The 23,313-nt window shown below is 67.3% G+C and carries 15 protein-coding genes and 1 pseudogene; 4 read left to right on the forward strand and 12 right to left on the reverse strand.

All coding sequences use genetic code 11. The features are described from left to right. Positions 1-32: 32 nt before the first annotated feature. The 5 genes and pseudogenes from Q9R31_RS08600 to lysS form a co-directional block, all read right to left on the reverse strand. A pseudogene (locus Q9R31_RS08600) lies at positions 33-2,154 on the reverse strand (prolyl oligopeptidase family serine peptidase). A 528-nt stretch (positions 2,155-2,682) separates the two neighbouring features. Further along, complete coding sequence (locus Q9R31_RS08605) at positions 2,683-5,175, reverse strand: ATP-dependent Clp protease ATP-binding subunit (RefSeq protein WP_311262301.1); 2,493 nt, start codon at positions 5,173-5,175, stop codon at positions 2,683-2,685. A 344-nt stretch (positions 5,176-5,519) separates the two neighbouring features. Next, positions 5,520-5,855: an Lsr2 family protein gene (locus tag Q9R31_RS08610; protein WP_311262302.1), complete on the reverse strand. Its 336-nt coding sequence runs from the start codon at positions 5,853-5,855 to the stop codon at positions 5,520-5,522. A 129-nt stretch (positions 5,856-5,984) separates the two neighbouring features. Beyond that, positions 5,985-6,161 (reverse strand): hypothetical protein, encoded by a 177-nt coding sequence (locus Q9R31_RS08615; RefSeq protein ID WP_311262303.1) that lies wholly within the window; start codon positions 6,159-6,161, stop codon positions 5,985-5,987. Positions 6,162-6,163: 2 nt separating this feature from the next. Next, complete coding sequence (lysS, locus tag Q9R31_RS08620) at positions 6,164-7,696, reverse strand: lysine--tRNA ligase (RefSeq protein WP_311262304.1); 1,533 nt, start codon at positions 7,694-7,696, stop codon at positions 6,164-6,166. 74 nt (positions 7,697-7,770) lie between these two features. On the opposite strand from lysS, the gene Q9R31_RS08625 reads away from it, so the two are divergent. Next, positions 7,771-8,685 carry an alpha/beta hydrolase gene (locus Q9R31_RS08625; protein WP_311262305.1) on the forward strand — a complete coding sequence of 305 codons (915 nt, stop codon included), beginning with the start codon at positions 7,771-7,773 and terminating at the stop codon, positions 8,683-8,685. Here Q9R31_RS08625 and atzF read toward each other — a convergent pair. Genes atzF through Q9R31_RS08650 form a run of 5 tightly spaced genes read right to left on the reverse strand, consistent with a single transcriptional unit; the run spans position 8,663 to position 17,363 of the window. Then, on the reverse strand, positions 8,663-10,510 hold the full coding sequence (atzF, locus tag Q9R31_RS08630; RefSeq protein WP_311262306.1) for an allophanate hydrolase: 1,848 nt from the start codon (positions 10,508-10,510) through the stop codon (positions 8,663-8,665). The genes Q9R31_RS08625 and atzF overlap by 23 nt on opposite strands. Beyond that, on the reverse strand, positions 10,507-14,247 hold the full coding sequence (gene uca / locus Q9R31_RS08635) for an urea carboxylase (RefSeq protein WP_311262521.1): 3,741 nt from the start codon (positions 14,245-14,247) through the stop codon (positions 10,507-10,509). Before uca ends, atzF begins: the two co-directional genes overlap by 4 nt. A gap of 11 nt (positions 14,248-14,258) precedes the next feature. Beyond that, positions 14,259-14,936, reverse strand: coding sequence for an urea amidolyase associated protein UAAP2 (locus Q9R31_RS08640; RefSeq protein ID WP_311262307.1), 678 nt, complete (start codon positions 14,934-14,936; stop codon positions 14,259-14,261). Then, positions 14,933-15,808, reverse strand: a complete 876-nt coding sequence (locus tag Q9R31_RS08645; RefSeq protein WP_311262308.1) for an urea amidolyase associated protein UAAP1 — start codon at positions 15,806-15,808, stop codon at positions 14,933-14,935. The genes Q9R31_RS08640 and Q9R31_RS08645 overlap by 4 nt, the downstream gene beginning before the upstream one ends. 52 nt (positions 15,809-15,860) lie before the next feature. Continuing rightward, entirely contained in the window at positions 15,861-17,363 is a 1,503-nt protein-coding gene (locus tag Q9R31_RS08650; RefSeq protein WP_311262309.1) for an amino acid permease, read from the reverse strand. 229 nt (positions 17,364-17,592) lie between these two features. Here Q9R31_RS08650 and Q9R31_RS08655 point away from each other — a divergent pair, with 229 nt between their 5' ends. Beyond that, on the forward strand, positions 17,593-18,264 hold the full coding sequence (locus Q9R31_RS08655) for a TetR/AcrR family transcriptional regulator (protein WP_311262310.1): 672 nt from the start codon (positions 17,593-17,595) through the stop codon (positions 18,262-18,264). 59 nt (positions 18,265-18,323) lie between these two features. Continuing rightward, the gene (locus Q9R31_RS08660; protein WP_311262311.1) at positions 18,324-19,160 is read left to right on the forward strand and encodes an alpha/beta hydrolase; all 837 of its coding nucleotides are present in this window, start codon (positions 18,324-18,326) and stop codon (positions 19,158-19,160) included. A 27-nt stretch (positions 19,161-19,187) separates the two neighbouring features. Here the strand turns inward: Q9R31_RS08660 and Q9R31_RS08665 are convergent, their stop codons facing one another. Continuing rightward, on the reverse strand, positions 19,188-20,687 hold the full coding sequence (locus tag Q9R31_RS08665; protein WP_311262312.1) for a DHA2 family efflux MFS transporter permease subunit: 1,500 nt from the start codon (positions 20,685-20,687) through the stop codon (positions 19,188-19,190). 121 nt (positions 20,688-20,808) lie between these two features. After that, complete coding sequence (locus Q9R31_RS08670) at positions 20,809-21,375, reverse strand: type 1 glutamine amidotransferase domain-containing protein (RefSeq protein WP_311262313.1); 567 nt, start codon at positions 21,373-21,375, stop codon at positions 20,809-20,811. A gap of 277 nt (positions 21,376-21,652) precedes the next feature. Between Q9R31_RS08670 and Q9R31_RS08675 the strand changes: the two genes are divergently transcribed. Further along, entirely contained in the window at positions 21,653-23,233 is a 1,581-nt protein-coding gene (locus Q9R31_RS08675; protein ID WP_311262314.1) for a DUF222 domain-containing protein, read from the forward strand. Positions 23,234-23,313: the final 80 nt, after the last annotated feature.

The following is a 23,313-nucleotide window of genomic DNA, read 5'->3' on the forward strand; positions in this document are numbered from 1 at the left end:
AGCCATCCTACGAGGCGAAGGAGGCTGGGAGTTTACAGGCCCAGTTCAGCGGGCAGTTCCAGGTCCTTGCCCAGCACGTTCCGGGCCAGGAACCACTCCACCACCTGGTACCAGACCTTGGCGTGCTGCGGCTGGAGGACCCAGTGGTTCTCATCCGGGAAGTACAGGAATCGGTGCGGTGTCTGCCCATCCTGGTCGGCCGGGAGCCGGGACTTAGACAGCAGTTCGTACCAAAGCCGCAGGCCCTCGCCGATGGGCACCCGGTAGTCCTTGTCGCCGTGGATTACCAGCATCGGCGTGCCGATGTTTTCCGCGTGCAGGTGCGGCGAGTTCTCGAGCGCCATCTCCGCGGTCATTTCCTTCAGCCAGTACTGTGAGGCATCAGTGGTGGGCCCGAACTGGTCCAGGGCCCACAGGCTGGCATGTGTGACCACTGCCTTGAACCGGTCCGTGTTGCCTGCCACCCAGTTAGCCATATAGCCGCCGAAGGAGCCGCCCATCGCGGCGGTCCGGGACTCATCGACGTCCGGCCTTTCCACCGCCGCGTCGGTCACGGCCATCAGGTCCGTAAAGGGATTTCCCCCAGGAGCCCCAGCCCCGCTGGATGTAGGACTGTCCGTAGCCGGTGGACAAGGCGGGATCCGGCAGCAGCACCGCGTATCCCCTGGCTGTCAGGAGCCAGGGGTTCCAGCGCCACGTCCAGGCGTTCCAGGATCCCAGGGGACCGCCGTGGATCCACAGGAGCAGCGGCGCCGGATCATCCGCGGAGGCGCCCTCCGGCAGCGCAAGGTACGCGGGTACCCGGGATCCGTCGGCCGCGGTTGAGGCGATGCGCTCCAGGCGGCCCGGGCAGGTCGGGCGCTCTGCCGGCGCGGGCAGGCGGGTGGTTTCCCCCGAGGCGAGGTCGATCCGGACGGCTTCGGCCGGGAATTCATAGGAGCTGCGCAGGGCGTAGGCATGTCGCCCCTCGGGGGAAATGACGACGTCGGAGTAGGCCGCCGCGTCCTGCGTCACCCGGGTGACGCCCACCTCAGCGGCAGCCGACGGCACGCTGACGCGGAAAACCGGCGACGCGCCGTCGTCGTCCGCCGTCACCAGGATGGCGGACCCGTCCGGCAGCCACGCTACGGGCTTGGGCCAGCGGTCCCAGTCGTGGGCCAGGGGCTGCAGGCCAGGGGCATCCCCGGCAGCGCCGCCGGAGACATCCAGCAGATGCATTCTGATGGCGGGGGCCTGCTGCGGGGTGGAGTCGCTTTCGCTGACCACCACCAGGGTCCGGCCGTCAGGGCTGACCGGACCCGGGAAGTAGCTCATTCCTTCCCGGTCCAGCAGCACCTTGACGCCGCCGGATGCTACATCCACCGCCACGAGGATGGAGCGGCTGTCCGCTTTGGCCAATGGTTTGGTGTAGCTGCTGTAGATGGTCTTGCCGTCGGGGCTGACCACCGCTTCCGCTTCCCGCAGCCGCGGACCGGCGTCCGGTGTCAGGTTACGCAGAACCAAAGGAGCGGTGGCATCAACGGTTCCCGGCTTGGCCGGCGCCTTGTCCTCCCCTGCTTCCACCGCAAAAATCCGCGGCTGGCCCGGGCCCAGGTCCGCATCCCAGTAGCGGACCGGATATTCGCTGTGCAGGATGGCTGAGACCTTCCTGTCATTGCGTGCCTTGCGCCGTTCGGCGTCGTCCTCCTCGTCCGCGGACCCTGCCAGGACCTCGGCTGTCACGAACGCTGCGTCGGCGTCCCTGGCCGTCATCACTTTGCTGATGCCGCCGGGCCTGCTGAGGACCACGCGGGCTTCCCCGCCGTCTGCCGGAAGCAGCCACAGCGCGTTCACCGGCTCTTCGTCCGGGCTGTCCGGGTCGGGACGCGCGGACGTGAAGTAGACGTCACCATTGGCCGCGAAGGCGGCACCGGCCTCACCCTTGGCGCTGCGGGTAATGCGCCGTGCACGCTTCTGCCCAGCCGGGTCCAGCTCCCACAGGGCAGTGGCGAACTCGGTGCCTTTGCCGTTCAGGGTGCTGACCGTGGTGACCAGCCGCGACCCGTCCGGGCTCAGGGCCAGGCCGTTTACGCGCGGGATGGACAGGTAGTGGTCGAGGTCGTGGAAAGGGGTCAGTGGTTGCTCATCCGGGATCGCCGGGTCCAAGTTAGCCATGAACCCGATTCAACACGGTTTGTGCCGAGCATCACAGCCGCCACACGCCACTGCATCCTACCCGTCCCGCCACCGTGGGTGCGTCTCCGTGGCTGGGTTCGCTCCGGCCCCGGCGCCCGGGTGCGTTTCCGGGGCTGGGTCCGGCGCCGGATATCAGAGATTTCCCGGCGCCTGCTCCTTCGTCGCTTTGACGGCGCCTACATAAATCCCTGATACCCGGCACCTCGTGCGGGCAGTACCGGATGAGTTGAGGGCAGGGTGGCGACACGGCCCCAACCCGCAGAACCGGTGCTGCCCAACAACGGTTATGCGGGGAAGGGCCGCTCAAATCCGAACGTGCACGGGGCTCCTGTCCGGAAGGCGCCTAGCGAGGGCGCCGGGGTCATTTGTGTAGCTTGCGTCAAAGCGACGAAGGAGCAGCAAGCGGCAAATGGCGCCGGGGCCGGAGCGGACCCAGCCACGGAGGAAAGCCTTAATAGCGAAAGCCCCGCCGCTCCTTGGGGAGTGGCGGGGCTTTGGCTGTGGTGACTAGACGCTCGGGGCGATTTCCGGGATGCGCGGCTTGGCGTTGCCGGCGAAGGTGAACTTCGCGTCGTCGCCTTCGCCTTCGACATCCACCACGACGATGTCGCCAGGGTGGATCTCGCCGAAGAGGATCTTCTCGGAGAGCTGGTCCTCGATCTCGCGCTGGATGGTGCGGCGCAGCGGCCGGGCACCCATGGCGGGATCGTAGCCGCGGGTTGCGAGGAGCACCTTGGCGGCGGTGGTGAGCTCGATGCCCATGTCCTTGTCCTTGAGGCGCTTCTCCAGGCGGGTAACGAACAGGTCCACGATCTCGATGATCTCGTCCTGGGTCAGCTGCGGGAACACCACGACGTCGTCAACACGGTTCAGGAACTCGGGACGGAAGTGCTGCTTGAGCTCCTCGGTGACACGGGCACGCATGCGGTTGTAGCCGGTCTGCGTGTCGGTGCCGGACTGGAAGCCGGTGGCAACGCTCTTGGAGATGTCCCTGGTTCCCAGGTTGGTGGTCATGATGATCACGGTGTTCTTGAAGTCCACCACGCGGCCCTGGGAGTCGGTCAGGCGGCCGTCTTCCAGAATCTGCAGCAGCGAGTTGAAGAGGTCCGCGTGGGCCTTTTCCACTTCGTCGAACAGCACCACGGAGAACGGACGGCGGCGGACCTTCTCGGTCAGCTGGCCACCCTCTTCGTAGCCCACGTAGCCCGGAGGGGCACCGAAGAGCCGCGAGACGGTGTGCTTCTCGGAGTACTCCGACATGTCCAGCGTGATGAGGGCGTCCTCTTCACCGAACAGGAACTCCGCGAGTGCCTTGGCGAGCTCGGTCTTGCCGACGCCGGTGGGGCCGGCAAAGATGAACGAGCCACCGGGGCGCTTGGGGTCCTTGAGCCCTGCACGGGTACGGCGGATGGCCTGGGAGAGTGCCTTGATGGCCTCGTTCTGGCCGACCACGCGCTTGTGCAGTTCGTCTTCCATCTTGAGCAGCCGCGAGGATTCTTCCTCGGTCAGCTTGAAGACGGGGATGCCGGTGGAGTTGGCCAGCACCTCGGCGATGAGATCCTCATCCACCTCGGAGATGTCGTCCATGCCGCCGGACTTCCAGTGGCGTTCCTTCTCCGCGCGCTCGGAAATCATCTTCTGTTCCTTATCGCGGAGCGAAGCGGCGCCTTCGAAGTCCTGCGCGTCGATGGCGGATTCCTTCTCCATCTTCAGCTTGGCGATGCGCTCGTCCATGGCCTTGAGCTCCGGCGGAGCGGTCATGCGGCGGATGCGCAGCCGGGCACCGGCTTCATCGATCAGGTCGATCGCCTTGTCCGGCAGGAAGCGGTCCGAGATGTAGCGCTCGGCCAGGCTTGCAGCCGAGGCCAGGGCGCCGTCGGTGATGGTGACGCGGTGGTGTGCCTCGTACCGGTCGCGCAGTCCCTTGAGGATCTCGATGGCGTGTGCCACAGAGGGTTCCTTGACCTGGATCGGCTGGAAGCGGCGCTCCAGGGCGGCGTCCTTCTCGATGTGCTTGCGGTACTCATCCAGCGTGGTGGCGCCGATGGTCTGCAGTTCACCGCGGGCCAGCATGGGCTTCAGGATCGAGGCTGCGTCGATGGCGCCTTCGGCGGCACCGGCACCCACCAGGGTGTGGATCTCATCGATGAAGAGGATGATGTCGCCGCGGGTGCGGATCTCCTTGAGGACCTTCTTGAGGCGCTCTTCGAAGTCACCGCGGTAGCGGGAACCTGCCACCAGGGAACCGAGGTCCAGGGTGTAGAGCTGCTTGTCGCGGATGGTCTCCGGAACGTCGCCGCGGACAATCGCCTGGGCGAGGCCTTCGACGACGGCCGTCTTGCCGACGCCGGGCTCACCGATGAGGACGGGGTTGTTCTTGGTGCGGCGGGAAAGGACCTGCATGACGCGTTCCATTTCCTGCTCGCGCCCGATCACCGGGTCCAGCTTGTTCTCGCGCGCAGCCTGGGTCAGGTTGCGGCCGAACTGGTCCAGGACCACGGAACCGGCGGGTGCGCCCTCGGGCTGTCCGCCGCCGACGCCTGCGCCGGTGGTTTCCTTGCCCTGGTAGCCGGAGAGGAGCTGGATGACCTGCTGGCGGACCCGGTTGAGGTCGGCGCCGAGCTTGACCAGCACCTGGGCGGCAACGCCTTCACCCTCGCGGATGAGACCGAGCAGGATGTGCTCCGTGCCGATGTAGTTGTGGCCCAGCTGCAGGGCTTCGCGCAGCGAGAGCTCCAGCACCTTCTTGGCACGGGGGGTGAAGGGGATGTGGCCGGAGGGGGCCTGCTGGCCCTGCCCGATGATCTCCTGCACCTGCTCGCGAACGCCGTCGAGCGAAATGCTCAAGGACTCAAGAGCTTTGGCGGCAACGCCCTCACCCTCATGGATCAAACCCAAGAGGATGTGTTCGGTACCGATGTAATTGTGGTTCAGCATGCGTGCCTCTTCTTGGGCAAGCACAACTACGCGACGGGCACGGTCCGTAAATCGCTCAAACATTTCGCCACACTCCTAGCTACGACGTACTTTGATGCTACGTGGCCGGTCCTGAGTTGTGGAGCGTGTTCGCCACAGGGGAAACCCGGGCCCTTGCGGGAATAAGCACGGCGGCGGCCTGCGGTGCCGCGAACCGGGCCGGCAGGGGCACCCGGCAGGATATGCAGGAGGCCGCGCCGGCGTGTGCAAACTTCAATTGGCGCGGTGGCCTGGCGGCCAGGCAGAGCGCCTAATTAGTCCAATTGGGCGCGGATGCAGCCGGCCCATAGCAGCAAATAGCCGGAAATTGAAAAACCCCGCCCCGCCTGGCGGCGGGAAGCGGGGTTTCAGCGGCGCTAAAGGCAGTCCTAGGAATTTGCCTTTTGGTAGGCCTCCTGGATTTCAGCCTGAATTCGGCCGCGGCTGTTAACGGTGTAGCCGTTATCCCGGGCCCATTGCCGGATTTGGGCCGAATCGTGGCTGCGGGCTCCCGTTGGAGCCTTCGCCCGCTGGGCGGCGCGGCCTCCTCCGGATGCCTTGCGTGCAGCATTGATGAACCTCTCCAATGAAGACCGAAGTTCAGCGGCATTGGCTGCCGACAGGTCAATCTCGTAGTTGACCCCGTCGAGGCCGAACTTAACATTCTCGTCTGCGGATCCCCCATCCAGATCATCAACGAGGATGATGTTTACTTTCTGTGCCATTAAAGGTCTTCCTCTTGGGTTTTCAGAAAAGCAGGATGTTTCCCAAAAAAATTATGACTCTTATCTTGGCAACGCGTCAAAGCGCCTATTGGTTCCTTGGGGATAAAACCGGAAAGAAGGGGGTTTTATCTATTTGGATTCCGGGCCCGGACGGTCCGTGGGCTGTGCGGGGAGGGAATCGGCCTCGGCCTGCGCACGGGCCTCTGCCTGCCGCTCGGCCTTGTCCGCGTTGAAGATTGCCTTCATGGCAAACCAGAACAGCAGGCCCACCACCAGGGAGGGCAGGATAACCGCTACGTATTCCATGATCAGTGCCCTTCGGGCTTCAGCAGGGGGAACAGGATGGTTTCGCGGATCCCGGCGCCGGTGAAGAGCATCACCAGCCGGTCGATGCCCAGGCCGATGCCGCCCATGGGCGGGGCGCCGTATTCCAGGGCGCGCAGGAAGTCCTCGTCAAGCTGCATGGCCTCCACGTCACCGGCAGCTGCATGCAGGGACTGCTCGGTAAGCCGTTCGCGCTGGATGACGGGGTCGATCAGCTCGGAGAAGGCGGTGCCGCGCTCCATGCCGCCGATGATCAAATCCCAGGCCTCGATCAGCCGGCCGTCCTCGCGGTGCGGGCGGGCCAGGGGCTGGGCAGAGGGCGGGTAGTCGTAGACGAAGGTGGGGTTCAGCAGGGTGGGCTCCACGATTTCGCCGAAGAGTTCCACCACCAGCTTTTCGGCGTCCCACTTGGGGTCCACCTTGACGTCGTGCTTTTCTGCAATGCCCCGAAGCACCTCAACGGGCGTATCCGGGGTGATCTCCTGCCCAACGGCGTCGGAAAGTCCGGGGTAGACGGCCAGCCAGGCCCACTCGCCGTCGAGGTTGATCTCCCCTGCCTCGGTCTGCAGGACACGGCCGGCACCCACGGCGTCGGCGGCGTCGAGGATGATCTCCTTGATCCGCTCGGCCATGACGAACTGGTCCGCCCAGGCCTCGTAGCACTCAAGCGTTGTAAATTCGGGGCTGTGGGTGGAGTCCACGCCCTCGTTGCGGAACACCCGGCCCATGTCGTAGACGCGGTCGATCCCGCCCACCACGGCGCGCTTGAGGTACAGCTCAGTGGCGATGCGCAGGGTCATCTTCTGGTCGAAGGCGTTCATGTGGGTCTCGAACGGCCGCGCAAGGGCACCGCCGTGCACCAGGTTAAGGATGGGGGTTTCCACTTCCACGTAGCGGTGCCGGAACAGCGTCTCGCGGATGGAGCGGGTGATGGCGGCGCGGGTGTAGACCATTTCGCGGGCCTCGTCACGGACCATCAGGTCGACGTAGCGCTGGCGGACGCGGGTTTCCTCGTTCAGGTCCGCGTGCAGGACCGGAAGCGGGCGCAAGGCCTTGGAGGCCATGGACCAGGAATCCGCCATGATGGACAGCTCGCCGCGGCGGGAGGAGATGACCTCGCCCTTGATGAACACGTGGTCGCCGAGGTCAACCAGCGCCTTCCAGTCGGCGAGCGCTTCCTCACCCACGTTGGCCAGGCTCAGCATGGCCTGCAGGCGGGTGGCCTTGCCGTCGGTGCCGCCTTCCTGCAGCGTGGCGAAGCAGAGCTTGCCGGTGTTGCGGATGAAGACGACGCGCCCGGTGACGCCCACGGTGTCGCCCGTCGTGTCGTCCGCCTCGAGGTGGGCGTACTTTTCCCGGATCTCGGCGAGGGAATGCGTCCGCTCCACACCCACCGGGTACGCCTCAGCGCCGCGCTCAAGAAGTTTGGCGCGCTTTTCCATGCGGATCCGCATCTGCTCGCTGGCGTCGGCAGGCTCTGGGGCGTTCTTGGGCGCGGGGGTGTTTTGGGAAGTCACAATCCACAAGTTTACCGGGCCTTGGGTATCCGGGCTCCCAGTTGCCGGGCAGGTGTGCACCCTAGGATGGGCTGGTGAAAGAACGTGTACTTCCAACGCACGACGGCGGCAGGCTGGCTTTGTACAGTTACGGCACCGAGGAGGCGCCCGGCGAACGGCGGGTGCTGCTGATCGGCGGCGCGTTCCTCACGGCCCTGATCTACCGCCCGTTCTCCATTGCCCTGGCGAAGGGCCTGGGGGACGGCTGGGCGGTTGACGTCTACGACCGCAGGGGCCGCGGAAACTCGTCCGAACAGCCAGCGGACTACTCCATGGCCACCGAAATCGAGGATGTCCGGACGGTCCTCACGGCCACCGGAGCCCGGAACATCCTGGGGCACAGCCTGGGCGGAGCGGTGGCCCTTAATGCGGTGCAGGAGTTCACCGGAACCGCGTTCGTCCCGGACAAGCTTGCCGTGTATGACGCGGCGGTGAACATCGACGGCAGCATCGACACCAGGTGGCTGGACGGGTTCGAGGACGCGGTGAACCAGGGCAGGGTGGGCCTTGCGCTGGCGCATATGAAGAAGGCCACCCGCCCGGGCTCGACCATGGCCAGGATCCCAGAACCGGTCCTGGCCGGCCTGATGGCCGTGTTGTCCCGGACCAAGGTCAACAAAATGTTCCGCCAGGTCATGCCGAGCGGTGTGGGCGAACTACGCGCGGCATATGACGAAAAGGACCATGCCCGGGACTTCAACGTGCTGCCTGCAAACACCCATTTCATGGCCGGCGGCAAGAGCCCCGCCTACTACAAGGAAACGGCCGAACGGCTGCACCAGGCAGTTCCGGGCAGCACCTACCAGCTCTCCCCCAAGTGCTTCCACGGGTCCATTCCGGCAGCGGTCAAGGAACTGGTGGCGGACATCGCGGCGTATTTCACGGGCGAACGTCCGGACGGGGAATCCCGCCCGGACGCAGCTGAGGCTATCCGCGCTCCCCGCGGCTGAACCCCGCGAGGGCAGCCTCCCCCAGGTCACGCCACACGGTCCGCGGCGCCGGTTCCACGCTCCGGTCCGCCAGCCAGTCCCCCCAGGCGGTGATGTCCTCCCCGCCGGCAGCGGCAATGGCGTCACAGGCGAACCCGACGGCACTCGATCCGTCCGCCAGCTGCACTGATCCGAGGAGCATGGGTTCGGGGAGGGAGGCCAGAAACGTCCCCAGGGCTGCCGGGGACAGAAGCCACCGCTCCCCCACCAGTTCCGCGCCGTCGTCGGACCGGTAGACGCCCGGCTTGGCCGGCACCGTGTCCAGTGCCACCATGCGGTAGCGCGCCGCGGTCCTCACGGGACCGTCCCAGGCGGCGCCGAGTTCTTCCAGTTGCGGCGCCAGCGGCTGGCCCTTGCGGTGCGCGCCCACGACTACCAGCGGCACGGCGGTTGCGCCGGCCGCCACGGGCCAGGGAGCGGACGACGACGGGCGGGCACCAGTGCGGTCAGCCTCCTCCGCTGCGCCCGCAGCGAAGAGGGCGGGAGCCTCCGGGGTTAGCTCCAGGCGGCGGGCGATGTCTGCCGCCACGGCATCATCGAAGGTCCGGCCGACCACCGTGAGCCCGAACTGGGCGCCGTCCACCTCCCCGGCGGGGACGGCAACGGCGCAGAGGTCAAACAGGTTGCAGAAGTTGGTGTAGGTGCCCATCAGGGAGTTCACGCCTACCGGGTCCGCGGCGACTTCAGCCAGCGTGGGGTGGAACGGCGCGGTGGGAACCACGAGTGCGTCAAAGCCCTCCAACTTCGCCATCGCGTTCTCTTTCAGCACCCCGAGCCTTCCCGTATCGGCAACATACCGGTGGGCGGGCACTGTGCCCGCCGCCGCTACGATGCCCGCCACGGTCGGATCGATGCCCGCCCCGCTGGCCGTGCCGCCGTCGTGCTTCTCCAGGAAAGCACCCACTGCAGCGTGGCGTTCGGCCACCAGTGCGCCGTCGTACAGCAGCCGGGCTGCCTGGAGGAAGGCGTCGAAATCGATGGCCTCGGCGTCCACCCCGGCCTCCCGCAACCGGTCAACCTGGTGGTGGAATTCGGCGGCCCACTCCGGCGGCAAGGCGGGCAGGCTGGCGGGATACGCCACGCGCGGCCGGGCCGGTGCAGCCAGTTTGATGTCTGCGGGCCAGGACCGGGAGTTGCCGGCCATGACGCCCATGGCGAGCTCGGCGGTGGACAGGTGCCGGGCAAAGATGGTGACGGCGTCCCAGGACCGGCACGCGGGCACAACGCCCGCTGTGGAGACGACGTTCAGCGTTGCCTTGATGCCCACGATGCCCTGCAGCCCCGCCGGGACGCGGCCGGACCCTGCCGTGTCCGTACCGATCGCGATGTCCACCAGTCCCAGCGCCACGGCTACCGCGGAGCCGGAGCTGGATCCGCCGGAGATGTACTCAGGCCGGCGCGAGTCGCGGACGGCGCCGTAGGGGCTGCGCGTCCCCACCAGTCCGGTGGCGAACTGGTCCAGGTTGGTGGCGCCCAGGACCAGGGCACCGGCGGCGCGGAGGCGTGCCACCGCTTCGGCGTCTTTTTCGGGCAGGTAAGCGAAGCCCGGGCAGGCTGCCGTCGTCGGGATGCCTGCCACGTCAACGTTGTTCTTGACGGCGAGCAGGAGCCCGGCCAGGGGCAGGTCCGCGCCGTCCGCCGCGGCGGCGTCGATCGCTGCCGCCTCCCCCAGGAGGTCCTCCCCGCTGCGGAGCGTGATCCAGATTTCCGGGCGGTCCACTGTTTCAAGCGCGGCAAGCGCTGCCGTGGCACGCCGGGTGGCACTGCCGTTGATTGCCGTGCTCATACTGCTGCCTCCTCAAGTTCCGGCGTGCCGGCCCCGATCTGCTCAAGGTCGTCGGCGCCGAGGACCACCACCGCTTCGCCTGCCACCACCTGCGAACCGGCAACCGGCAGCACCCGCAGGACCACGCCGTCGCAGGGTGCTTCCAGCACGGTTTCCATCTTCATTGCCTCGAGCGAAACCAGGGGCTGCCCCTTTGCCACCCGGTCACCCTCGGCCACGTCAACCTTCCAGACGCTCGCCGCGAACGGTGCGGCCACGAGGGAACCGCCCTCCGGCACGTCCACCTCGTCCGCCACTGGGGACACGACGGCGGCCAACGCCTCCGCGCGGTCGAACTCACCGGCGTCGGCCCAGGCCTGCCGTTCCACCGCGAAAGCGGCACCCTGCTTTTCCCGGAACGCCGCGATGGACTGGCTGTTCTCAGCCAGGAACTCTTCGTGCTCGGCGAGCGAGAACGTGCCGTCCTCGATCTCCACACCGCGGCCACGGCCGGCAGCCATGTCGGCGCGCAGGTCCAGGAGCTCTTCCGGGCTGACGGGATACCAGGAGATCCGGTCAAAGAAGCGCAGCAGCCACGGTGAGCCCGGCTCGAACGGGGCGGAATCCGCGTAGCGCGACCACACCTGGGTGGTGCGGCCCACGAACTGGTAGCCGCCCGGTCCTTCCATGCCGTAAATGCACATGTAGGCGCCGCCGATGCCCACAGCGTTCTCCGGCGTCCAGGTGCGGGCCGGGTTGTACTTGGTGGTGACCAGGCGGTGGCGCGGATCCAGCGGGGTGGCCACCGGAGCGCCAAGGTAGACATCCCCAAGGCCCAGGACCAGGTATTCGGCGTTGAAGACGGTGTCGAAGACGTCGTTGACCGAGTCCAGGCCGTTGATCCGGCGGATGAACTCGATGTTCCAGGGGCACCACGGGGCGTCGTCGCGGACACCGGCCATGTACCGCTCGATCGCTTCACGGGTGGCGGGGTCGTCCCAGGACAGCGGCAGCCGGACCGTGCGGCTGGGAACCACCAGCTCGGAGCTGGCGGGCAGCGCGGCCTCGATTTCCTGGACCTGGTCCAGCAGCCGCGTGGTGGACAGGACGGACGGGTCCACCTTGATCTGCAGGGACCGGATTCCCGGGGTGAGGTCCACGATTCCCGGCACCCGCAGCTGTTCGATGTGCTGGTGCAGGGCGTGCACCCGGGCGCGGAGCCCGAGGTCCAGGACCATCTCGCCGTATTCCACGAGAAGGTTGTCGTCGCCGGAGCGGCGATAGGTGACGGCCGGCCGTCCGGGGCCTTCCGGCACCCGGCCCAGCACGCCGTCGTCGCCATCGCCGCGTGCCGTGCGGCCGGCAGCGGGGGTGACCGCAGGGAGGTGGGTCGAAAGATCACCCGACCAGCCGGCGTCGCCCGGGAGCATCAGCTGGCGGCCGGGTCCCAGGTCCCTGGCCGACGGCGCCTGGCTGGCTTGGATGGGAACGAACCGGACCTTGTCCCCCGGACGCAGCTGGCCGAGCTTCCAGCGGTCGGCGGTCACCACGGTGACCGGGCAGACGAAACCGCCCAGGCTGGGACCGTCAGGGCCCAGCAGGATGGGGGTATCGCCGGTGAAGTCCAGGGCACCCACCGAGTAGGCGGTGTCGTGGATGTTGGAGGGGTGCAGGCCTGCCTCGCCGCCGTCGGTCCGCGCCCAGCGCGGTTTAGGACCGATGAGGCGCACGCCGGTCCGGGCGGAGTTGAAGTGGACCTCGTACTCCGCAGCGTACAGTTCCTCGATGTCTTCGCGCTGGAAGAACTCCGGGGCACCATGCGGGCCTTCCACCACAGAAAGTTCCCAGGCCGAGGTCAGGGCCGGGCGGCTGTCCAGCGGCACCGCGGCCGTGGGTGTGCCGTTTCCGGCAGCGGCGTTCGTGGCGACTGCCCGGAGCACATCCCCGGCGCGGAGCACCCGCCCGGCGTGGCCGCCGAACTGGCCCAGGGCGAAGGTGGAAGCGCTGCCCAGGTACTTGGGAAGGTCCAGGCCGCCCTGGAACAGGATGTAGCCGCGCAGGCCCTTGCTGCCGGCCGTGCCGACGTCGAGCGTTCCTCCCGCGGGGACCGTGACGGGCGCCCAGCCGGGCACCTCCGTCCCATCAACTGTCACCGTTACTTCCGCGCCCGTGACGCACACGGTGGTGGCGTGGGTGAAGGTCAGGCTGGGGCCGGTCATGGTGAATTCCAGGCCGGGAGCGCCTTCCGGGTTGCCGAGGGCGGTGTTTCCGAGCCGGAAGGAGAGATCGTCCATGGGGCCGCTGGGAGGTACGCCGATCTGCCAGAGGCCGGTGCGGCCGGGCCAGTCCTGCACGCTGGTCTGCAGGCCGGGGCGGCCCACGGTGATGCGCGGTTCGGGATCTCCTACGCTGTCCAGCGTGCTCGTGGAGTGTTGGACGGTGCGCACCACGTCGAGGGCGGTGGCGGCGCGGAGCAGCCCGAGGTTGGTTTCGATCCCGTCGATCCGGGTGTCTTTGAGGGCTGCGGCCAGCCGGTTGAAGGCGTCGGTGCGGCTCGGAGCGGAAGTAATGATTTTCCCCAGGAGGGGGTCGTAATTCGTGGAAACGTCGGTGCCGGTTTCGGCCCAGGCGTCCACGCGGACGCCCTCCGTTTCCGGGTAGGCGGCGTTGGTCACGGTGCCGGCGCTGGGCTGGAAACCGCGGGCCGGGTCTTCGGCGTAGACGCGTGCTTCCACGGCGTGGCCTGTGACGGGGAGGCTGTCCGGCACATTGGCGAGGACGGTTGAAGCTTCGCTGCCGCCCTGGGCCAGGCGGAGCATCCACTCCACCAGGTCCACGCCGGTGACGGCCTCGGTGACGGGGTGCTCCACCTGCAGCCGGGCGTTGACTTCCAGGAAGGAGGCTTCCTTGCGGGCGGAGTCGTAGACAAATTCCACGGTGCCGGCGGAGCGGTAGTTGAGGGACGCGCAGAGGGCGCGGGAACTGCGGTGGAGTTCCTCGCGCAGTTCATCCGGCAGGTCCGGAGCGGGAGCTTCCTCCAGGACTTTCTGGTGGCGGCGCTGCAGCGAGCAGTCCCGGTCGCCGAGGCTGACCACCCGGCCTTCGCCGTCGCCGAAGATCTGGACCTCGATGTGGCGGGCGTTCTCCACGTACCGTTCGGCGAAGACACCGGCGGTGCCGAAGCTGGCGCCGGCGAGGCGCGCGACGCGGGGAAAGCTTTCAACCAGTTCAGCCTCGTCGCGGCATACCGTCATGCCGATCCCGCCGCCACCGCCGGTGGCCTTGAGCATCAGCGGGAAGCCGATCGTTGCGGAGGCCGCGACGGCGGCGTCCACGTCCTCCAGCAGCCCGGAACCGGCGATCATCGGCACCCCGGCCGCGCGGGCGGCGTCGCGTGCTGTGTGTTTGGTGCCGAAGATGCGGAGCTGCTCGGCGGTAGGGCCTACGAAAACCAGCCCGGCTGCTTCCACGGCTTCTGCGAAGGCCGCATCCTCGGACAGGAAACCGTACCCGGGGTGGATGGCACCGGCGCCGGTGGATTTGGCGGCCTCAAGCAGGGCGTCCACGCGGAGGTAGGACTCCTTCGCCGGCGCGGGCCCCAGGAGCACGGCTTCATCGGCGAGGCGGACGTGCTTGGCGCCCCGGTCCGCTTCGGAGAAAACGGCAACGGTGCGCAGTCCCAGTTTCCGGGCGGATTCGATGATGCGGCAGGCGATCTCGCCGCGGTTGGCAATCAGCAGGGTGTCGAAAGTGTTCACGTTCTTGTTGGTCACAGTGCAGCCTCCGGCCGGGTGACGATCATGCGGACTGGGGTGGGGTTGAAGCCGTTGCACGGGTTGTTGATCTGGGGGCAGTTGGAGACGAGCACCAGGGTGTCCACCTCGGCCCGCAGCGCCACGCGCTTGCCGGGAGCCGACAGGCCGTCAACGATGCCCAGGGCCCCGTCCGGGTCCACGGGGACGTTCATGAACCAGTTGATGTTGGACACCAGGTCCCGCTTGCCCAGGCCCCAGCGGGAGCCCTCGATCAGGAAGTTCTCCACGCAGGCGTGCTGTTCGCGGGTGTGCTGGCCGTAGCGGAGTGTGTTGGATTCCTGCGAGCAGGCGCCGCCGATAGTGTCGTGTACGCCCACCTCGTCCGCCACGACGGTCATCAGGGCTGCCCCGGTGTCAGCGCGGAGGACGGAGCCGGTGGTGAGGACAATCGACTGCTGGGCAGCGATGGTGGACGCCGCCGAGTAGCGCAGGGTGGTGTCCGCCGCCGCGTACAGCAGGCAGTCCACGGCCTGGTTGCCTTCCAGGTCCACGATGGTCAGCACGTCGCCCGCTGCCACCACCGCTGACCAGGGACCGCGGGCCTCGACGAATTCATCAAGGACCACGGCGCCCGGGGCGAGGGCAGTATCGGCGGCGTCCGGGATGGGCTTGGTGTCAATGGCAGTGTTCATCGGGCGTTCCTTGCGGCGAGGTCGTGTTCAGTGTTGCGGAGGGCCTGCAGGTGTTCCGGGGCCAAGGGTCCGGCCAGGGTGCCGGCCTCCAGTGCTGCCAGGTCCTGCGGTGCGTGCCAGGCGACGATGTCCACGGCGGTGCCGGTGAAATCTGCGCGCGGGTCCAGCGGGTGCGCGGTATTGGCAAGGACCAGCACGGCGTCCATCTGGAGCAGGAGTTCGACGGCGGCACCCGGTCCGGCGCTCCCGGTGAAGGTGATGCTTCCGGCCGGGTCGACCGTGATGCCTTTGAAGAGCGACAGGGACGGAGCGACGTCCCGCGGGCCCAGCCCGTTCTTGAGGGCGCCCAGGGTAAGCAGCTCGCGTGCTGCCGGAGAGGCGCTGTGGGCGGTTCCGGCGCCGTACTTGGCGGTGTTGCCGGCGAGGGTGGTGGCGCCGGTCAGTGCGTCATGGCTGGAGGAAGTATCGGCAACGATCGTGGCCATCAGGCGCCCGGCGTCGGACAGCATCGGGTGGCCCGTGCCGGGGTAGGCCTGCCAGGGGACTTTGACGGTGTCGGCCACGTTGAGGCGTTCGTGGGTGGCGCCGGCGCGGTACAGGAGGGTGTGAACGCAGGCGTCACCTGCGGTGTCCGTGAGCCGGACCCGCGTGCCGCGGGCCAGGGACATGGTGGTGTAGCGGCCAAAGGCGAGGGGTTCCGCCCAGGTGGGGGACACGCCGTCGGGCATTCCCGCCAGAAGGTGCGCCGGGGCGGAAGCTGCCGGCACGTGGCGCATGGTTTCGGCGGTCCGGCCATGCTGTTCCCGCGCGTGGGCGCGGGCGCCGGCTGTGGTGGCGGTGCCGGTAGTGGGGGTTTCGATGGTCTGTGTCATGTCAGTCCTGTAGGTCTTTGGGGTTCTTGTGGAAGCTTGGGTTCCAGGTATGTCAGGCCTTGGCTGCCACGTTCCGGCTCCGGACCCAGAAGCCCAGGAGCAGGACGGCGGCGACCATCAGGGGTGCGGACCAGAGCAGGAGCCCGTTCTCTCCGGAGGGGTCGTACACCTCGGGCCGGGGCCAGGCGAGGTTGACCACCATGACGCCGCCGTAGAGGACGGCGAGGATGTTGACGGGAAGGCCCCAGCGACCCAGCGAGAAGAGGCCTGCCGGCATGGTCTGCCCCACGCGGTCCCAGTCGCCGCGGAGGCGGCTGAGCAGCTGCGGGACGGTGACCAGGAGGTAGGCGAGGTAGACCATTACGATGCAGACGCTGCACAGGGTGGTGAACAGGGCAGCGTTGCCGACGTTGATGGCCAGCACCGCAACTGCCAGTGCCCCGATCACGATGGAGGGCCACATGGGCGTGCCGCGGGTGGGGTGGACGGAGGAGAGCAGGGCCGACGCCGGGAGCTTGCCGTCGCGGGCCATGGAGAAGACCAGGCGGGAACCGGCAGTCTGGATCGCCAGGGTGCAGACGAAGATGGCGATGGCCACGTCCACCAGCAGGACCTTGCCCCAGAAGGTGCCCAGGACTGCGGTGAGGACGTAGGGCAGGCCTTCGGTGGCGAGGCGGCCGTCGTCGAGGCTGGGCGCGGCCATCAGGGCGGTGATGATCATCAGCGCACCTCCGACGCCGGAAATGAGGAGGGCGGAGAGGATGGTCCGCGGTGCGGTGCGGCGCGGGTCCTTGGTTTCCTCGGACAGTTCACCGGCGGAGTTGAAGCCCACCATGACGTAGGCGGCCATCAGCCCCGAGACCAGGAAGGCCCCCACGGCGCCGAGGTCGGATCCCTGCAGCGCGGTGGTGTCCGCAACCACGTCCGGCCCCCGCTGGGCGGCGCTGATGAGGGCCAGGATGACGGCGGCGACGCCCACGATCTCGCAGGTGACGCCTACGGAGTTGACGTGTGCCATCAGCTTTACGCCCAGCGAGTTGATGATGGTGGTGGCCACCAGGAGGACGGCGCCCAGGACTACGGCGTTGGAAGCACCGGTCACCGTGTTGAGTGCGGGGTCGCCGCCCACCACCTGAAACCCTTCCCAAAGCTGGGGCAGGACCACCTGCAGGGCGATGGCGGCAGCTGCTGCGGTGACCACCTGCGCGATCGCCATGAACCAGCCGGCGAACCAGCCCACGCCTTCCCCGCCGACGCGCCGCGCCCACTGGTACACGGCACCGGACAGGGGGTAGCGGGCGGCGAGTTCGGCGAAGTTCAGGGCCACGAGGAGCTGGCCCACCAGGACTACCGGCCAGGTCCAGAAGAACGCGGGCCCGGCGAAGGAGTAGCCGAAGGCGAAGAGCTGGAAGATGGTGGTGAGGATGGAAACGAACGAGAAGCCCGCGGCAAAAGAAGCGTAGCGGCCGAGCTTTCGGTGGAGGGTGGGTTGGTAGCCAAGGGACGTCAGGTCTGCATCGTCCTGGTGGACGGTGGGGAGAACTGTTGATGTCATCGGGAATCTCCGGAACTGGAAAGGGATCTTGGGGGCGAAGCCTCCCGGCACTGCAGCGCTCGGCCGAAGGCTGCTGATTACCGGTCAATTGATAGTTTTCCAGCGGGATGTCCCCAAACAGTTTCACCTCTGTAAAAGACGGATAGACATCTTGTTTCCGGGAGATTTCCGTCCCCTCACAATGGAGGACGGCGATTTTGACCCTGCCCCGTGATGCAAGAATGGGGCCGTGACTTCCGCCGGACCGGGCCGCCCCCGCCACCAGCAGCCCTCGCGGCCAGGGGCCACCGCCCGCGATGAAATCCTGGACGCCGCGGCGGAGCTCTTCACCACCCAGGGCTTCGCCAGCACCTCCACCCGGTCCATCGCGGACGCGGTGGGCATCCGGCAGTCCTCCCTGTACCACCACTTCAAGACCAAGGACGATATCCTCGAGGACCTCCTCGAGGGGACGGTGACGGGTGGGCTGACGTTCGCGCGCACCGTGGCCGCGCTGCCCGCTGACGCCCCGGGGACGGAAGGTCCCGCTGGAACCCGGCTGCACGCCGTCGCACTTTATGACGGCACCCAGCTGTGCAGCGCCCGGTGGAACCTCGGCGTGCTGTACCACCTGCCAGAGGTCCGGAGCGCCCGCTTTGCCCTGTTCCACAGCCACCGCCAGGAGCTCAGGCGGCTGTACGGGGAACTGGGCGCCGGGCTCTCAGCCGCGCCGGGCGGCCCGGATGGCGGCGACTTCACCTTCCGCCTGGTCGAATCCCTGATCTACCTCCGGGCGGACGGCGCGGCCGATGCTGAATCCGCCATGCAGGCCGCCGACGCCGGGCTGATCCTTTGCGGACTCGGGGACCTGTTGCCGGCCATCCGCGCCGCGAGCCAGGACCTCATCAACCGCCTGGCCTGACCCCGCCTGCTGCCGGCCGCCGGGATGCCGCGCCCGGCTTGCTCGGCTAGGCTCGGAACATGACGCGAGAGAACATCAGGACCCCCGACGGCGGCACTGTGGAGCTCTTCTCCACCGGCGCTGAACTTGCTTCTGCGGGTTCGGGCGTGGTGGTTGTGCCGCCTTCCATGGTGACGGCTGCGGATTACACCAAGTTCGCCCAGAAACTGAGCGCCGCCCTGGGCCGTCCGGTGCATACCTTCAACCGCCGCGGGCGCGGATCCTCATCGCCCCAGCCCGACGATTACACGCTGGACGTGGACATCCGGGACCTGGAGACGGTCATGAAGCACACCTCCAGCACCGACGTCTTTGGCCACAGCTTCGGCGGCGCCGTTGCCCTGCACGCGGCGCGGACCCTGCCGGTGGAACGGCTCGCCGTCTACGACCCCGCGGTCTCCGTGAACGGCAGCGTCACGGCCGACTGGATCGTGGAGTATGAGCGGGCCATCGCCGCCGGAGACCATGACCGCGCCCTTGCCGTGATTCAGCGCGGCCTGGAAGCCGGCGGTTCCTTCTCATCGCGCATGCCGCTTTCCATGCTGACCCTGGCGAACAAACTGACCGCCGGCACCAGCGAAGGCAAGCAGCAGCGCGAGCTGATGCGCACCGGCGTCCGCGAAATCAAGGCCATCATTGCCGCCGACATGCCGGCCGAGCCCTTCCAGGCGCTTCCCCTGGAGACACTGATTGTCGTGGGCGAAAAGAGCCCCGCCTACTTCGGCATCGCCTGCGGCCAGATCCACGACGTACTCTCGGGCTCCAGCTACACCATCCTGCCCGGCCTCGGCCACGACGGCGCCATCAAGGCTCCGGACAGGCTGATCAAGGAATTGAGCGAGTTCTTCGCCGGCTGACCCCCAAGTAGGTAGCGCCAAGTTGGGCTAGTGGCCGCCGTGACCCGCGCCGGCACCTTCGGTCTTGCGCATCATCGCGGAAAGTACGACGGCGGCAAGGGCTATGACTGTTGCCGTCAGGAAGGCGGCGCTCATCCCGGCGACGAGTCCCGACGTCGCGCTCACCACGGCGAAGATGGACACCAGGAGTGCCGTTCCGGCGGCACCGGCCACCTGCTGGGTGGTGCTCATGATCGCGGACCCGTGGGAGTAGAGGTGCGGCGGCAGCGGGTTCAGCCCTGTGGTGAAGGCGGGCGTAAACAGCAGCGCGAGGCCGAAACTCAGCCCCACGTGCAGGGTGACGATCCACCAAACCGGGGTGCCGGCGTCGAGCATGGAAAACTGCCAGAGGGTCACCACCATCAGGATGGATCCGGTAATGGTGAGCGGCAGCGGGCCCACCTTGTCGAACGCGCGGCCGATGACCGGGCCGAGCAGGCCCATGGCCAGGCCGCCGGGAAGCAGCGCAAGACCGGTTTCGAGCGAGCCCAGGCCCCGGACTTCCTGGAGGTAGAGCGGCAGCAGGATGACGCCGCCGAACAGGGCCATCATGGCCACCACCATCAGCAGGACCGAAACGGTGAACATCCGGAGCTTGAAGGCGCGCAGGTCCAGCAACGGCGCGGCTGCCTTCTGGAGCCGGACCTGGCGCAGGACGAAGACCGTGAGGGCAGCGACGCCGATGACCAGGGCTGCGATGGCGCCGGCACTCGGACCGGCCTGGCCCCCATGGCCGCCGCCGATCTGGCTGAGCCCATAGACCAGGCCGCCAAAGGCGGGGACGGTGAGGACGACGGACAGTGCATCCAGCCTTGCCTTTTCGGGCTCGCCCACATTGGTGAGGTATTTCGCGCCGATGGCCAGCGCCGCAAGGGCCACCGGCAGCACGAAGACGAACATGAAGCGCCAGGTGAAATGCTCCAGGATCAGGCCGGAGACCGTGGGGCCCATGGCCGGTGCCACCGAAATGGCGATGCTGACGTTGCCCATGACGGCGCCGCGCTTGGCCAGCGGAACCAGGGTAAGGATGGTGGTCATCAGCAGCGGGAGCATGATGGCGGTGCCGCCGGCCTGGACAATGCGTGCCAGGAGCAGGACCTCGAACCCTGGCGCCACCGCGGCAAGCGCTGTTCCGCCGGCGAACAGTCCCATGGCAAGCATGAAGACGGCGCGCGTGGACAGGCTTTGCAGGATGAAGCCGGTGGTCGGGATGACCACGGCCATAGTGAGCATGAACCCGGTGGACAGCCACTGCACGGTGGGAGCATCGACGCGAAGGTCCACCATGAGCCGCTGCAGGGCGACGTTCATGATGGTCTCGTTGAGGATCACCACGAACGTCGCCACCAGCAGCGTGCTGATGATCGTGACGGATTCCCGGGACATCTTCTCCGGGGCAGCGGGCTGGGTTCCTTCGCGGGTTTCCGCCCGCGTTGCTTCGCCCTGAACGGACTTGCCGCTGGCGTTCGGAGAGGCTTCGGTAGACATGGGTGTTCCCTCAGGGGTTTTTGGAAGTGATGCGCGGGCTGCGCCGCTGCAGATTCCAACACTCTACCCGCTGGAGTAATTCCTCCCTACGGGTTTTTTACCCCTGAGGGAACATTAGGGGTCAGGCGGTCTGGCCCGCGTGCTCCCCTTCAGAGATCTCTTCCACCAGCTTGTTGTTGAAGGCCGGGAGGTCATCCGGGTTCCGGCTGGTGACCAGGCCCTGGTCCACCACCACTTCCTGGTCCGTCCAGTTGGCTCCCGCGTTCTTCAGGTCGGTTTCGAGGGTGAAGTAGGACGTGACGTTACGGCCCCTGATGACTCCGGCCTCGATCAGCAGCCAGGGTCCGTGGCAGATCGATGCCACTGGCTTGTGCTGTTCAAAGAAGGTGCGGGTAAAGGCCTGGGCGTCCTTGTCCACGCGAAGGTGGTCCGCATTGACGACGCCGCCGGGAAGCACCAGGGCGTCAAAGTCCGAGGCATTCGCTTCAGCCACCGTAAGGTCGACGTCGAAGGTGTCACCCTTCTCCGTGCCGTTGTAGCCCTGCAGCTTGCCACTCTTGGGAGCCACCAGTGTGGGTTCGCCGCCGGCATCCTTCACGGCCTGCCAGGGGCTGGTGAGCTCCACCTGCTCCACTCCGTCAGTCAGCAGGAATGCTACCTTCTTGCCTGCGATGCTGTGCTCTGACATTGTTCCTCCTCATGCTTGCGGTTGCGTGTTTTTCGCGCGCAGTGGTCCGCATCGAGAGTTGATTGCCTGACACTTTCCAGCCTAGGAAAGCTGAAAGTGATAAGCAAGCTGACTATTTGTTCGTCCCCCTGCTTTATTACGTACGACGGCGGCACGGGGCCGGGCACCAAAGGCGCCTGGGCGGCACTGGGCTGAGCGCGAGGCGGGGCAGGGCGGGTTTAGTCGGCAGGTTTAGGCTGCCGGTTTGATTGTCAGACCCCCGTTGGATGATGTTCGTATGGGAATCAGCAGCGGTGGTGGGGTGGCTATGGAGGGCGTTCATGCCTCTGTAGCTGCCCTTGATGCGCTTGACCGCGAGGACATTTTCCTGGCTGCCGGGGCCGGCGTTGGGCTTGGTGTTGGTGCTGATGTTGATGTGTTGCAGCGGCGGTATGAGCTCCGGCTGGAACGGTTGGAGGTGGTGAAGCGGCTGGAGGCGCAGCTCGCCGCGGTCAAGGCCCGTGATGTTGCCGAGGCCGTTGAGATCCAGCACGCGATGCTTGCCCCGGACGCGCCGGTGCACGAGCGCACCTTCGCGGAGATGTCAGCGCTGGAGGAGATCGCCGGGGTCCTGACCATCAGCTCCGGCGCTGCCGGGGCGTTCGTGGAGCAGTCCAGGCGGGTGTGTTTGTTGCCGCCCGTCCTGGCAGCCTTGTCCGCCGGTGCCGTGTCCTGGCCCCACGCCAGGATTGTTGCCGACGAAACCGAAGGCCTGTCCCCGGACGGTGCCGCCGGGCTGGTGGAGCACTTCTTCGACCCTGACGCGCCCAACCCGGCCCGCGGTGCCGCCCCCGGTGAACTCGTGCCCTCCCGGTTCCGGGCCAAGGTCCGCGGCTGGCGGGAACGCCACCACCCCGAAACCCTGGAAAAGCGCCACGCCAAAGGCGTCGCGGACCGGCGGATGGAATACACCCCGGACCGCGACGGCATGGCCTGGATCTCCCTCCACCTCCCCGGCGACACCGCCTGCGCCATCTGGAACCGCACCACCGCCACCGCCCGCGGCCTTCAAGGCCCCGATGAGCCCCGCACCCTCACCCAACTCCGCCCCGACATCGCAGCATCACTCCTCCTCGGCGCAGGCAACGCCAGCGACACCGACAGCCCGGGACCCACCGAGGCAGGCAGAGTCCCCACCCCGCGGGCCGATGTGCTGGTCATGGTGCCGGTATTCTCCGTCCTCGGCCAGACGGACGAACCCGCGGTGCTGGACGGTTTGGGCCCGATCCCGGCATCGATGGCCCGCAAACTCGTCGCGGACGGGGCGGAGTCGTTCTACCGGGTCCTGGTCGACCCCCGCGACGGCGCCCCGCTGGAGATCGGCCGCACCCGCTACCGGCTGCCCGAAACCATCAAGCAATGGATCCGGATGCGGGACGGCAAATGCACCTTCCCCGGCTGCAACAACCACACCCCGGACAACGACACCGACCACCTCACCGCCTGGGACCACGGCGGCACCACCGGCGCCAACAACCTGGGACAGCTCTGCCCCAAACACCACCGGCTCAAGCACGCCCGCCCATGGATCCCCGATAAGGCAACGGAAAACGAGTCACCGGACTGGACCTCACCCGCCGGCCGACACTACAAACCGGAACACCGCGATCCCGAACCAACCCACTGGCCACCCGGCAGCATGCCGATGCCTGCTGCAACCCCTTGCCTGGATGCCGGCCCCGAAGACCTCCCCCACTGGGAACCAGACGACGACCAACTCATAGATCTCGATGAGCTATCACCGGAGGATCCGCTGTGGGCTGACTTCTTTAGAACGCCGTTCGTACTGTTCCCGGAGTGCGTTGGCGCCGTGCAGTAGCAGCTGCGCGGTGGCTCATGGCCAGCGAGGACGTGCTGGACCTCTAACTCAGCGTGCTCGTTACCTACTCTACGAAACGG

The sequence above is a fragment of the Pseudarthrobacter sp. BRE9 genome (assembly GCF_031844305.1).
GTDB lineage: Bacteria > Actinomycetota > Actinomycetes > Actinomycetales > Micrococcaceae > Arthrobacter.